Origin of the sequence: Syntrophothermus sp. (assembly GCF_013314835.1) — a bacterium.
In the GTDB taxonomy this organism is placed as follows: Bacteria; Bacillota; Syntrophomonadia; order Syntrophomonadales; family Syntrophothermaceae; genus Syntrophothermus; species Syntrophothermus lipocalidus.
In genome coordinates, this window is sequence record NZ_JABUEX010000005.1 from 1 (window position 1) to 14,061 (window position 14,061).

The following is a 14,061-nucleotide window of genomic DNA, read 5'->3' on the forward strand; positions in this document are numbered from 1 at the left end:
TTTTCTTGCCCTCTCCCGCCCGTTTTGATACAATGGGAGCGTGTACTTTCAACGAGAGGAGGAAGCAAAAGTGGCCAAGTGTGAAATCTGCGGCAAGGGAATTGTTTTTGGGAAGCAGTACAGCCACTCCCACATAAGAACCAACCGCAAATGGAAACCAAATGTGCAGAAAGTCCGAATTCTGGTTGACGGCCAACCCCAGAAGACATACGTATGTACCCGCTGTCTTCGTTCCGGCAAAGTTCAAAGAGCCATATAGTTGATAACACAAGCCTTAGCCCAGTCTAAGGCTTAAGTTTTGTTTTACCTGTTTAAGGCTTTTAGCCAGTAATCTTGGATTATGCTCTGCCCGTAGGTAATTCCCGGAACTGCCCAGCGAGCATTTAACCCCTGCCAAGTAGGAGCACTTCCCCTGGCTACCAGCCCAAACCGGGGATCACACAGCACCTTTCCTGATGGTAATGATTCCTTGGTTGCATAAGCGTAGAGATGCTGTATATGGGCTTCTACCCCTGCAGCCGGCGACGAGAATATGGCCCCGTGCACTCCAGGCTGGAAATTTACCATCCCCGGATCTGCCCCGTTCAGGGATTCCTGCCCCGTGCAAGCAGAGCCTGTAGCCCACAACCCGCAGTAGTTATTCTGCCACGACTGAACCAGACCCGTGAACTGGAAGTACTCGGTTTCCTTAACCGCCTGGCAAAAAGCCAGATCCCCTCTGATTCCATATTCAGAACCTATTTGGAGGTAAAGATCTACAAGCTCGAGCGGTATCGGCTGGAAAACCCGGTGGTTCTGCTCCATCTTAGCCTGGATCCTCGGGGTTTCTGCCTGTATCCAGGATTTTAGCTGGTCGGCAGTAGCAATCGACTTCCCTTTGATCTCCAGAGATCGGGTGGGAATAACTGTACCGTCGGGCAATTGTATTTCTTTTGTATACTTCTGAAGCTCTTTCAAGGCCGTCTGGAATAACTGAAGGTCAGCCTCGCTGAACGTGGAAATATCTTTCGAAGTCAGATCCTGTGTATTGATTACCGTCCCGTCCGACAACTTCAGGTTAGTATGATAGCTAGCTAGTTCCTGTACCAAACGCGTCTTGTCTGCGTTTTCATCAGCCCCTCCATTAGGACCGCCGGTGGAATCCTCGGAGGAATCGGAAGCCACAGGATTAGAAGTGACAAACACGGTCCGCGTAGCAGCATCCCAGGTCACCTGACACCCTAGAGCCTGGCCGATGACCCTCATAGGAACCACAGTTCTCCCTAACCTGGTTACCATTACCCTGCCATACTCAGGCGGTATGACCAGAACCTGCCCATTTATTACGACCTCAATATCGCTCCGATTCCCGTTCCTTAAAACAGGTTGGGCTACTGGCGAAACCACAGCACCTGGAGTGTAAATTACCACTTGCCTGGTACTTGCCCGCCATTCAACCCGGGCTCCGAGTCCTTCGCTAATAACCCGGAGCGGGACATATGTACGTCCCTGCAGGCAAAACGGTGCCTGGTCGCCCGCTGGCACCTTTATCGAGCTACCATTTATCACTATCTTAAGCCCATTATCGGCTGCGTAAGCCAAAGGAAGATAACCGAAAAACATCCCCAACCAGGCCATAACGGTGAAAATGACCAAGGCTCTTCTCACGTCAGTATTCACTCCTCCACCCTCGTAAGTGTCTCACGTTTTCTCATATAATCATGTATACGACACCCTCAGCCAACATCCTGCCTTCTCGCCGGAATATCAAAAATGCCCCGCTTTTTCTCATAGAAAGCTGCTTAGGTCGCAAAGCTCACCTTTGGCCTCCATCTCTTTCAGTTTCTTTTCCGCCTCTTCTACCTGCTGGGAACTGACCACGCCTTTCTTTATTAACCGTTGCACCAAATCCCGGTTCTGTTCCAGTATTTCTCTTAGTCTAGCCGGATCCTTGGTCCTCTTTACTTGGGCAGCTATTACTCCAAGCCGTATTTTATCGACAGTCCCAATTCTAGAATCCGTTAGAGCACCGCTCAATCCTCTATACTCCTCCATTTCCTTCCCGCTCCTCCTATCATCATCGCCTGGCCCAATCATTGCTTTTTATCCCGATGATTGCAACTACAGGCGCTTCCCTCAATGCAAAGGCCTGTCCAGTTGTTACGAACAATCGTTGCGCCATCGTACCGGTCCCAGTAATCAACATCTTACCACAAATTCTCGAAAATTCGAACCTCAGTCTGGTAACGACCAACCTAGTGTTTCGGTAGGAAAATCTAAAAGCCGGTTGTTCGATGGAAAAGCAATGAACAATGAATACCGATCCGGGCCCGTGATTTTTGTTACCCAAGGTTTTTCATCCTGCTATAATATAGTCGTGGGCCTGTGACCAGTTCTGTAGCCGCGGAAGTGAGGAGATACGAGGTAATGTCGCGCAAGACTAGGGTTCTGGTAGTCGATGATGAAAAGCTAAGTTTTAAACTTTTGGAACAGATATTTATAAAAGAGGATTGGGAATCTTTCTGGGCGGCGACCGGCAGCTCCGGTATTGAGATGGCCAAGTTGTTGGAGCCTGATATTATTTTGTTGGATTTGGTTCTACCCGACAAGAACGGTTTCGAGGTTTGCGCTGCGCTCAAGGAAAATGAACTCACAAAAGATATCCCCGTGATATTTGTCACGTCGCGCAACGACCGGGAAGCTATTGTGAAGGCCTTTGAAGAGGGAGCAGTAGATTTTGTCACCAAGCCTTTTTTCCTCGAGGAAATATGGGTGCGAGTCAAGACTCAGCTCAAACCGAAACAGTATGCAGACGAACTCAAAGAAAAGAACGAGCAGCTGTCGCTGTTGGCCGAAAAGCTCCAAATATTGTCTTTGACCGACGAGTTGATGCTGATAGGAAACCGCCGCGCCTTCGAAATGGAAATCGAAAGAGTTCACAACCAGGCCGTAAGATTACATCAACCGTATTGTTTACTCATTGCCGACATTGACTTCTTTAAAAAATTCAATGATTACTTCGGACACCAGGCCGGTGACCGTGTTCTCAGAACCCTAGGGGAGATATTCAAAAATTCCGTCCGCTCCTACGACTTCGTGGCTCGCTACGGAGGAGAAGAAATCGTAGTCATCCTTCCTCAGACGGACTGTCCCGACGGAATGCGCATTGCACAACGCATCCAGGAAGAAATCGCGAAGAAGAACATAGTACACCCGGCTAACCCACCACACAACCGTCTTACCGTCAGTATAGGCCTCAGCTGTTTCAAGCCGGACAATCCGGACTTTAGTTACTACGAGGTCATCCGCAAAGCTGACCAAGCGCTGTACCAAGCAAAGAACGCTGGCAGAAACTCAATCAGAGTATTTAGAGAAGAGTAACAACTGTCAGAGGGAAGCCCGCATGCGATTCACTTGAGGATGTGATTAGCTATAACCATTCTCTGGACCTCAGCTGTTCCTTCATAGATCTGAGTTATCTTAGCATCCCTCATGTAGCGTTCCACCGGATGGTCTTTTATGTAGCCATGCCCTCCCAGCACCTGTACCGCTTCTGTAGTAACCCACATGGCCACGTCGCCAGCGAACACCTTCGCGAAGGCGCTTTCTTTGGAATAAGGGAAACCGTTTTCTTGAAGCCAAGCCGCTTGATAGGTCAGAAGACGGGCTGCTTCAATCCTCGTCGCCATATCAGCCAGCTTAAACTGTATAGCTTGAAAGGTAGCTATTGGCTTCTCGAACTGAATCCTCTCCTTCGCGTACCTGAGAGCGTATTCGTAAGCCGCTTGGGCAATACCCACAGCCTGAGCTGCCACTCCGATTCGACCCCCGTCCAAAGTCCTCATAGCTATGGCAAAGCCTTCTCCTACCTGTCCCAACAGGTTCTCCCTCGGTATGCGGCAGTTATCGAACACCAGTTGGCACGTAGCTGAACCACGAATACCCATCTTGTCATCCTGCCTACCAAAAGTAAACCCCGGGGAACCCTTTTCAACCACCAGGGCGCATGTATTACGGTGCCTGTCATCGGCGCTGCCTGTCCGCGCCATCACAATGTAGATGTCCGCGTAGGGAGCATTAGTGGTAAATAACTTGGTGCCGTCCAAGACCCACTCATCTCCCTCTAGCCGACAACGGGTTCGTATGCTGCTGGCATCACTCCCCGCCCAAGGCTCCGTCATAGCAAACGCCCCCATCTTTTCGCCTGACGTCAGCATCCTTAGATACTTCGCCTTTTGCTCTGGTCGAGCGTATTCATGAATAGGCCAGCAGCAAAGCGAAATATGGGAAGAAAGAGTTATGCCGGTAGCGGCACACACGCGCGATAATTCTTCTACCGCGATGATGTAACTGAGATAACCAAGCCCAGCTCCACCGTACTCTTGCTCAAACGGAATGCCACACAAGTCCAGCTCTGCCATCTTGCGCCATATACTGGGATCAAACCTTTGTTCCCGATCCCTTTCCGCAGCAGTCGGTAGTATCTCATTCTCGGCGAAATCCCTCACCATTTTCTTGAACATCTGCTGATCTTCGCTCAGTCGGAAATGCACGGTTCCCCCTCCCTCACCAGTGTACGCCAATCCCTTTGGTTTTTGCAAGCAAGGGCAATATACTCCACTAACATCCATTATAAACATAAAAAAAACTGGGATAATAACTACTTCCCAGCTTCTAGTCGGAACCGTGTGCTCGTATCTATGATTTTGTAAAAGGGCTGGTTATGGATAGCTTAACCGAGCCCATAAATTCCCTGTATACTTTTCCATGCACTACCATCCACTACTACATAAAAAAAAGCCGCCGCTCTACGATACAGGCATCTATCTGTGGGTAGACCACTAGACACGTCACTGTATCAACAAGGTTTCCAGCCACTAAGGCAAAACCTTCTAGTCAAGTTCCGTACCGTAGAGCAGCATGGCGAGGGAGTCAAAACTAAACTGTTAACCATTAATTTATTATACCCACACCCTATAGAAGATGCAATTAATGTGCCAAGTTTTGTCCGTCTCCTAAGCTTTTTTCTCGCTTATATGCCGGTCCCAGGAATGCCCGTCCAGCCTGAACTTCTCAGAAGACAACTTTGAGCTTGGGCTTGAAGAAACTCGCGGCGGGCGAACAGGTTGATGTCATTCGACATCACATCTTGATTTTCGATGCTTAGCTGCATCCTCGGACGCCCACCCTGCAAGACCGACACCCTTCTTGCTCAATTGTTATATATTTCACAGCACTTTTCGCCTTTACAAGCTCTAACCAGGATAGCATTTACTCGCTAACGATGCCCTACGACATCGCACACTACTGCGCACTAGTGCATCGATTATTGCCCTATTGCATCAATATCGTTAGGTATTCACAGCGGTTCGGTGGTTACCTAACCCGTACTTTGCCGCTTTCCTGACCACGGTTGACTGGTTTACGCCTAACTCTTTGGCTATTTTACGGGTTGTTTTGTACTTGGCAAAAGCCTTCTCCAGCAATTGCTTTTCCAAGGCTTCAATGGCATACCTCAACGGAATTACTTCCGAGACTGCTATCTCAGAAGTGACCTGATTAGCCCTGCTTCCTCCCAAATAGGGCGGCAAGTCTTCGCAGGTTATGGTATCGTGCGCAGTAGTAACAACCAATCGTTCAATCAAGTTTTCTAATTCACGTACGTTACCGGGCCAGTTATACTGCATGAAAGCGTCGATCACCTCTGGTGCCACTCGCTTGTGCAAACTGTACCTCTGGTTATACTTGTTGAGAAAATGGCTCACAAAAGCGGGAATCTCCTCTAAACGCTCGCGCAGAGGAGGAACTACCAGAGGTACCACGTTCAAACGGTAAAAGAGGTCTTCGCGGAACAGTTTCTCTTCCACCATTTTAGCCAGGTCTCGGTTAGTACCTGCGATTATACGAACATCTATGGGGATAGACTTGGTTCCGCCTACCCGGGTGATTTCCCGATCCTGCAGCACCCTTAGCAGTTTCACCTGCAGGTTCAGGGGCAATTCGCCTATTTCGTCTAAGAACAGGATGCCCCCGCCGGCCAGTTCAAAGGTCCCGGCTTTACCCTCTTTTCTGGCCCCGGTAAAAGCCCCTTCCTCATAACCGAAGAGCTCCGACTCCAAAAGGTTCTCGGGAATCGCACCGCAGTTAACCTTGATGAAAGGCCCCTTGCGCCGGGGGCTGTTGGCGTGAATAGTCTCCGCGATTAACTCTTTGCCGACCCCGGATTCCCCTTGTATCAGTATCGTGGAATCTACTTGAGCCAGCCGTACCACCAACTCCATGAGGTTCTCCATCTTCGCAGAACTGATAACCATGTGCTGCCACTCCGCATATTTCATACGCAGTTGCTGTAATTGGGTAGCATAGTGTTTCGACAACCCCTGCATCCGCTCCAGCTTATCCCGCAGTTCCGTAAGCTCAGTGATATCCCGGCAGTTGGTCAAAACCCGTACAACTTCTCCCTTTTGGTTGAATATTGGGTTACCTGTAACCAAGATTATTTTCCCAGCACCGGTTTTCTCCAGCAAGGTAACGGGTTCCCGTTTCTCAATAGCCAGCAAAGTGACTGAATCGGAAAAGTAACCCGTGTCCACCAGTTCCCTCATGTTTTTGCCCAGCATTTCTTCCCCTTTGAGGCCAGTAGTCCTTTCCAAAGCCTTGTTTAACCTAACCACAACCCCGTTCCCGTCGGTAACGAAAAGCCCGTCATAGGAAGACTCGAAGATGGCGTCTAGTTCCGCGTTTAACTCTTTGGTGTACTCCAATTCTCGTGATATCTCTTCCAGTTCCGTGATATCCTGAAAAACCGCAACCGCCCCTATGATTTCCCCGTCTTTAATAATCGGTGCGTGGTTCGAAATCAAGGTTTTGTTGTTGATGTTCACCCTCACCGCGTACCTGGCTTCACCGGTTTTCAGGGTTTCCAGTATCTTGGTGGTAGGAAAACAGGCTTTGGCGTTTTTGCCCAGAACCGCCTCTGCCGATTTCCCTAAGAGCCTTTCGGCAGCCCGGTTGAATACCCTGATGTCCCCACGGCGATCCACAGACAGTATACCGTTGTGAACCGAATCGAGTATGGTCACCAACTCGCTGCCTACCTTTTGCAACTGCTCCAGGAACACCTTGGTGGTATCAGTCCGGGTAAACATACCTACGACTTTCTTACCTTCGACAATAGGCAGCCTTCCGAACTGGGCTTTTTGGATGGCAACCTCGCCCCCCATCAATCCGTGTAAGGGGTCGATGACCTTGGTCCCCGATATCTCTTCCGGTCCTTGATAGAAATCGTCGATGTCGTCCTCCGGCCCTGCGGTTATTATGTTGTCCTTAGTCATCAAGTCTCTTACCGGTGTATCGAGATCCCTTCCTTCGGCCACTACCCGCATTATATGGCTTTTGGTAAAAAGCCCGATGAGCTCACCCCACTCGTTTACTACTGGAGCACCGTCGATACGTCTTCCTAAGAAAATCGAGGCGACCTCTCTAACCGTCTGGTCAGGGCTCAAAGTCAGCGGATTAGGGGTCATAACTTCTTTAAACTTCATAGCTCTCCCTCACCCCATCCAGTTTCATCTTGTTTTCCCCATTAACTTATTCTATAACACAAGCAGCTCTAATTCGATAGCAACATCGCCCCTATCAGTTCACGAGTCATAAACTTACAGCGGGGTTTCTCCAACCCCGCTGTTACGGAGATTCCTCAAATATCAGCACCTTCTCTAAAATGCAACCGGAACCTGTAAAACCACAAAACTTTCTCCAGCCTGTCCAGACCTTCGAATTCTAAGCCACAACCGTTTGCGAACCCCGCTTGTTGCTTCTCCTCCAGATCTTCATTTTTTCAGCTTCGGCAATCAGCTGGTCCCGGAAGTCAGGATGAGCGATGTTGATTATAGCTTCAGCTCTTTCCCAGGTACTCAATCCCTTTAGGTTAGCCATTCCATATTCGGTAACAATTATGTGCGTCGCCGTACGAGGGTCGGTAACAATGCTTCCCGGAGTCAAAGTAGGAACTATTCTGGATTTAAGTTCTCCTTTCTTACCATAGGTTGAGGATAAACAGATGAAACTCTTCCCTCCTCGGGAATCATACGCCCCCTGCACGAAATCAAGCTGTCCCCCGGTGCCGCTTATGTGTCGAATACCTGAAGACTCCGAACAGACCTGCCCGAATAAGTCTATCTCAATCGCGTTGTTAATAGAGATGAAGTTATCCAGCTTGGCCACTTGAGAGGGATGATTAGTATAATCTACGGGATAGCTGGCTACTCCGGGATTATCGTTCACGAACTCGTACAGTTTATTGGTCCCTGCCCCGAAAGCGAATGTTTGCCGGAAACGGTCAATAGATTTCCGAGCCCCGGTTATCTTCCCGGCGTTATAGATATCGACAAACGCGTCGACATACATCTCGGTGTGTACTCCGAGATCCTTCAAGTCGGACTCGGCTATCATCGTCCCGACCGCATTTGGCATCCCGCCTATCCCCAGCTGCAGACAAGCTCCGTCGCCAATCTGGCTCACTATTAATTCTGCTACTCTTTTGTCCACTTCCGTAGGTGGAGCCGACGGAAGCTGAGCTAGAGGAGGATTGGGTCCTTCTACAATGTAGTCTACCTTAGATATGTGAATCTCGCTCTCGTACCCGCCCAGACACCTGGGCATGTTTTCGTTCACTTCGACGATTATGATTTTAGCCCGCTCACACATGGCCATCATATGCGATGCCTGCGGTCCGAAATTGAAATAACCATGCTTGTCCATCGGGGCTACTTGAAACATCGCTACGTCGACGTCTTTCACGTGGTTGCGATAGTACCGGGGTAGTTCATTGTACTTGATGGGGCCATAATATCCACAACCCATCTCGTAGATTTTGCGGTCAACTCCCGTGAAATGCCAGCTCATCCACGTGAAATGGTCTCCTGGGTTTTCAATCTTGAATATTTCTGGCATCCACAGGGTTACTCCGCCTCTGACTTTTACGTCGGTAAGCTCCTCGGCCCGGGCGGCTAGGGCTTTGTCCAGTTCATATGCATGTCCGACACACCAGCCGTAATCAACCCAGTCCCCCGATTTTACAACCTTGACCGCCTGCTCTGCTGTGACTAGCTTGCTTCTGTACTCATCCATCAACCCCACTACAAAACACCCTCCTTCTCTCATTTATCTTTTTATTTTGGTGCCTAATAAAAAAAGGCCGCCGCTCTATGATACAGGCAACTTGTACGGGTACTTGGTGATCATTCTTCCTATGACACCAGCTACTCTTACCTCTGCTAGAGAATCCTATTACCCCTTACACCCCTGCACCATAGAGCAGCATGGCGAGGGAGTCCATCTCTTTCTCTAGGTCGATGCGCTGTTATACTCGTATCCCAATGACTACACATAAGCAACTACCGTGCCATGTGACCCCTCCTTAATGGTAAACGCCCGCCACACCGCGGTTTACCCGGACCTTTCTAGCTTCAATTCACCGCAAATCGTATCTCTTTAAGTCATAGAAAACACTTAACAGCTTGTTTGTGATGCACTTTGTCATCATGCCATCCGCCGCGGCTGATGCCATTGCGCATCTCGCAGACCTGCCCTCTCACCATCAAAACGATATATTCCGCGCCGCAGGGCGATTGACGCCTATTTGTGTCGCTATTCAGCATCTTGCTACCACCGACAAAGTAAATCGGTAGATGTCGCCCTGCATCTTATGATGCGCTGTTGCAACTGCTCTACGCAAAAGAAGGCGAGGTCTATAGACCCCGCCGACGTTTTAGTAGTTATATTTTCCCTGGTCTAATCGTACCTTAAAACACGAGCTTGCTTCGACCCCTTGGCTATCACGTTTACATATATGCCTCTTCTGGCAGATCGATAGCGCTGGTGTCCGCTGCCTTCATGGCCTTGTCGATACCAAACACGTTAGGTACAACGTTCATTACATAGAACTTGGCGCTTGCGATCTTACCCTTGTAGAAATTGGCATCATAATGGTCCTCGCCCAGTTCGGCCAGTTTCTTGGCTGCTACCAAGCCCTGGTCGAGCAAGAGCTGCCCGCACTTAACCATGGCAGTCGCGTGCAGTATACGAGTTGCGAATAACGGTGTTAGTTCGGGACGGGTAGCTTTCCAGGACTCGTTAGTCGCTAAGATTTGTTTGTAGGTGGCAAACGCCTCTTCCATCATCGCGAATTCGTTAGCAAACTCCGGCGTCTTCTTCTGGGCTATGAATTCACCAATAGCGTCGACCCACTTCCTAAACGGTTCTCCCTTCTTCATGGAGAACTTGCGGCCGGTAAGGTCATTGGCCTGGATGAAGTTAGTTCCTTCCCATATAGCGTAGATCTTGCAGTCACGTGCCAGTGAAGCCGGAGCGTACTCTTCCATATAGCCGTAACCGCCGTGACACTGGATAGCTTCCGCAGTCAATAACCAAGCCATATCGGAGGAGTATGCTTTGCACAGCGGGTTCTGAATCATGAAGACGTCGTCAGCCCACTCCCGCTCTGCTGGGTCAGGGGAATCGTGAATCAGGTCGACGTGGAAATAGGTCGAGTAGATGAGAGCTCTAATCGCTTCCATACAGGACTTCTGATACATGAGCATGCGCCTGACGTCCTCGTGCTCGATTATACGTACAGCCGGCCCTTTCGGGTTTTTGAAGGACGGGCTCTGCACGCGAATTTTGGTGTAGTCTAGAGCTGCATAATATGCCGATGTGATGGTTCCAAGAGCGAACAACCCGGTGTTCAGGCGCTCTTCGTTCATCATCTGGAACATGTAGGACAGGCCTTTGCCGCGCCCTCCTACCGGCTCCTCGCCTACTAGATAGCCGTAGCAGTTATCGTTCTCGCCAAACGCCAGGGTACAGGTAGAGGATCCATGGAGCCCCATCTTGTGCTCGATGCCGACGGTGGTTACGTCGTTCCAGCCCCCCACGTTCCCGTTCTCATCTACCCAGAACTTAGGAACAATAAACAATGAAATACCGGCGGTGCCAGGCAGAGCATCCGGGGTCTTAGCCAAAACCATGTGAATTATATTCTTGCTCAGATCGTGGTCCCCCGAAGTAATGAAGCACTTCTGTCCCTTAATCTTGTAGATCCCTTTCTTGTCCGTAGGGAATGCGCGGGTAGCAACCGCGTTCAGGTCAGAACCAGCCTGGGGCTCGGTCAGACACATGGTTCCAGCCCATTCGCCCGTATACATTTTAGGCAGGAAAAGGTTCTTCAGAAACTCTGAACAGTTATATTGAATAATGGTGGTCGCCCCTTGGGTCAGGCACCAAAACATAACGATAGCCGGCGACGCAGCCGTCTGCATCTCCAGGATGGGGGCGTACCAGCTGAGCGGCATGCGCCCTTCCGCGGAACGGTCTCCAAACTGTGGGCCCAACCCGGCTTCCATCACCGTATTATAGACTTTCTTGAAGGACTCTGGACTCACGACCGCCTGCTCGTTGCCGCCGACAAACTTCATTCCAATCTCATCTGCGTCCTTGTTGGCCGGGCACATTACATCGCGGCAGACCTTGTAGTTGACGTCGAGGATAGAATCAAAATCGTCAACTCCGTAGTAGTCTTTGTAGGCATCCATGGACAGCAGCCTTTCCGTCTCCAGCCATTCTTTAATAACAAACCTAATATCGCGCGTCTGGAGCAAATAGTTATTATGAGGCACAACAATTCCCTCCTTACTATATATGTCTGACTATGTCTTCCGGCCAATATCATTGGCTTTCAGACCGTCATCCAGTCTCTGTACAGGACCGACCCACTATAAACTCTCGACAATAAGCGTGGTCCCTTGTCCACCACCGATACACAAGGTTGCCAGTCCCCGCTTCGCGTTCCTCTTTTGCATTTCATAGAGCAGAGTTACGAGTATACGACAACCAGAAGCTCCGATCGGATGACCCAGGGCTATTGCCCCTCCGTTTACGTTAACCTTGTCCATCATCTTGTCCCAGCCCATATCGCGTGCCACCGCTATGGATTGGGCAGCAAATGCTTCGTTGGCTTCAATCAGATCTATATCGTCTAAGGTTAATCCGGCTTTGGCTAATGCTTTCTTAGTAGCAGGTACAGGTCCTACACCCATAATCTTGGGATCCACCCCGCCCGAGGCATAGCTTACTACTCTGGCCATCGGCTTGATTCCCAGTTCATCGGCCTTTTCTTTCGACATGACTATTACCGCCGCTGCCCCGTCGTTTATCCCCGAAGCGTTACCTGCAGTTACACTGCCGTCTTTCTTAAACGCCGGTTTCAGCTTGGCCAAGGCCTCCATCGTAGTGCGGCGGGGATGTTCATCTGTATCGAAAACTACCTCGCCCTTCTTGGTCTTGATGACTACCGGCACGATCTCGTCCTTAAATCTGCCAGATTCTATAGCTGCAAAAGCCCTCTCCTGGCTCCTTAATCCAAATTCGTCCTGTTCCTCCCTGGTTATCCCATACATTTCGTTTACATTCTCGGCGGTAATCCCCATGTGATACCCGTTGAAGATGTCGGTCAACCCGCCGAACACCATCTCGTCCACCAGCTTGCCGTCGCCCATGCGATATCCGTAACGGGCTTTAGGCACCAGATAAGGAGCGTTGGTCATGCTCTCGGTGCCGCCAGCCAATACAATGTCAGCGTCCCCTGCTTTGATGATCTGCGCCGCAAGGCTGACTGCTCTTAGCCCAGAACCGCATACCTTGTTAATGGTGAACGACGTGACCGTTTCCGGTATCCCCGCATGAATAGCACACTGGCGGGCAACGTTCTGTCCCTGTCCTGCCTGCAACACACATCCGAATATTACCTCATCTAGCTGGTCCCCTGAGATCCCGGCTCTCTTCAATGCTTCCTTCATGACGATTGTACCCAACTGTACCGCCGTCATGTCCTTAAGAGTCCCTCCAAAAGTCCCTACCGGAGTGCGACATGCCCCTACCAAAACGACCTCTCTGCTCATCCTCTTACCTCCTCAAAAGATAACTTAAAAGAACTGAACTTGATGTCTTCTTCTAAACCACCTAACTCCCCCGGGCAGGTTTCCGATCCCTCCCCCCAGACATTATGTGCAGATGTTTGCTTGTTATGTCTTGTTCACCTTTAAATATACGTTATCCCGTCCTACACACCCTCCCAACCCAGCCACTACGAGCCACAGCCCAAAACTCCTCCATCCTCATCACTTTATCTCTTTATTCATCTGTGATAATTGATAGATAATAAAGACAACATCCCCCAGCGTCTCTATGGTCTGTTGGTAATGCAAGAAGGTGAAAGTAGTTACGTAGATGTCGCCTGTGCCGTACTCCTCCCTGCTTTCCGCACAAAACCCGTACTACCGACGACCATAGACCCACTTCCTTCACCCCGTCCCTCTAACCACCATGAACCTGGATTCAACGCTTTGAATCCTTCACTTACACATAGGCCGGGCCTCCGTTGCCGCCCTCGGAGGTAGTTCCGACTCCCGTTGATTACGAAGCTTGTATGGCCCGTCGTCTCCACAAGGCACGTCATCTATGCCTTTTCTTCATCTCTCTATATTCCTAGTTATAATTGTCTCTTTTCCTTTCTTCTCTTAACCGTTCTGTACTTGACCCTATCCCCCGCCATCATAAAATCATTACAACTAAACCTTACGCAAACCACGACATTTATACGTCACAAATGATCATTATTATATTAGTCTTGTCCCCCTAATTGCTAACATCCCCCTGACTGATCCCTGTCAATCCGGAATTCTAAGCCTTAGCTCACCTCCCCATCCCATATTTGCCCCGGCCCTCGTAAAAACAAGCCTTGGGCCTCCAGGGGCTACGAAGGCCATCAACCTCCGTCTCTGTATAATTTGCAAAACTTATGCCTCCGTGGTCCTTCTTGCAGTCTATGTATAAATATGCATTCCAAGCTTCTTTAACAGAATGCATTAAGAAGACTTGACAAAAATTTTGACAAAATAAAAATGCAGTGCATATAAGCGGAAATTCGATGCAGAAACGCATCAGTACGCAGGATACTAGCTTAGACGGGTTATTCAAAAAGACGGGGCAGTGGCGTGCATCGAATGATGCTTATTTGCATCG

10 protein-coding genes are annotated in these 14,061 nt (G+C 49.7%); 2 read left to right on the forward strand and 8 right to left on the reverse strand.

Annotated elements, in window-relative coordinates:
* The first annotated feature begins 70 nt into the window (after window positions 1-70).
* Window positions 71-259, forward strand: a complete 189-nt coding sequence (rpmB, locus tag HPY90_RS02895; RefSeq protein ID WP_013175070.1) for a 50S ribosomal protein L28 — start codon at window positions 71-73, stop codon at window positions 257-259.
* Between the two features lie 44 nt (window positions 260-303).
* Here rpmB and HPY90_RS02900 read toward each other — a convergent pair whose 3' ends face one another.
* On the reverse strand, window positions 304-1,659 hold the full coding sequence (locus tag HPY90_RS02900; RefSeq protein ID WP_287190961.1) for a stalk domain-containing protein: 1,356 nt from the start codon (window positions 1,657-1,659) through the stop codon (window positions 304-306).
* Between the two features lie 108 nt (window positions 1,660-1,767).
* Window positions 1,768-2,034: a hypothetical protein gene (locus HPY90_RS02905; protein WP_287190964.1), complete on the reverse strand. Its 267-nt coding sequence runs from the start codon at window positions 2,032-2,034 to the stop codon at window positions 1,768-1,770.
* A gap of 372 nt (window positions 2,035-2,406) precedes the next feature.
* Here HPY90_RS02905 and HPY90_RS02910 point away from each other — a divergent pair, with 372 nt between their 5' ends.
* Complete coding sequence (locus tag HPY90_RS02910; protein WP_287190967.1) at window positions 2,407-3,360, forward strand: diguanylate cyclase; 954 nt, start codon at window positions 2,407-2,409, stop codon at window positions 3,358-3,360.
* Window positions 3,361-3,389: 29 nt separating this feature from the next.
* Here HPY90_RS02910 and HPY90_RS02915 read toward each other — a convergent pair whose 3' ends face one another.
* From HPY90_RS02915 to HPY90_RS02940, 6 genes are all read right to left on the reverse strand, one after another.
* Entirely contained in the window at window positions 3,390-4,532 is a 1,143-nt protein-coding gene (locus HPY90_RS02915; RefSeq protein ID WP_273698982.1) for an acyl-CoA dehydrogenase, read from the reverse strand.
* A 479-nt stretch (window positions 4,533-5,011) separates the two neighbouring features.
* Complete coding sequence (locus HPY90_RS02920) at window positions 5,012-5,152, reverse strand: hypothetical protein (RefSeq protein WP_287190972.1); 141 nt, start codon at window positions 5,150-5,152, stop codon at window positions 5,012-5,014.
* Between the two features lie 178 nt (window positions 5,153-5,330).
* Entirely contained in the window at window positions 5,331-7,523 is a 2,193-nt protein-coding gene (locus HPY90_RS02925) for a sigma 54-interacting transcriptional regulator (RefSeq protein ID WP_287190975.1), read from the reverse strand.
* Between the two features lie 238 nt (window positions 7,524-7,761).
* Window positions 7,762-9,120: a butyryl-CoA:acetate CoA-transferase gene (locus HPY90_RS02930; protein ID WP_502707181.1), complete on the reverse strand. Its 1,359-nt coding sequence runs from the start codon at window positions 9,118-9,120 to the stop codon at window positions 7,762-7,764.
* A 704-nt stretch (window positions 9,121-9,824) separates the two neighbouring features.
* Window positions 9,825-11,657 carry an acyl-CoA dehydrogenase gene (locus tag HPY90_RS02935; protein ID WP_287190978.1) on the reverse strand — a complete coding sequence of 611 codons (1,833 nt, stop codon included), beginning with the start codon at window positions 11,655-11,657 and terminating at the stop codon, window positions 9,825-9,827.
* Window positions 11,658-11,753: 96 nt separating this feature from the next.
* Window positions 11,754-12,938, reverse strand: a complete 1,185-nt coding sequence (locus tag HPY90_RS02940; protein WP_287190981.1) for an acetyl-CoA C-acetyltransferase — start codon at window positions 12,936-12,938, stop codon at window positions 11,754-11,756.
* Between the last annotated feature and the right edge of the window lie 1,123 nt (window positions 12,939-14,061).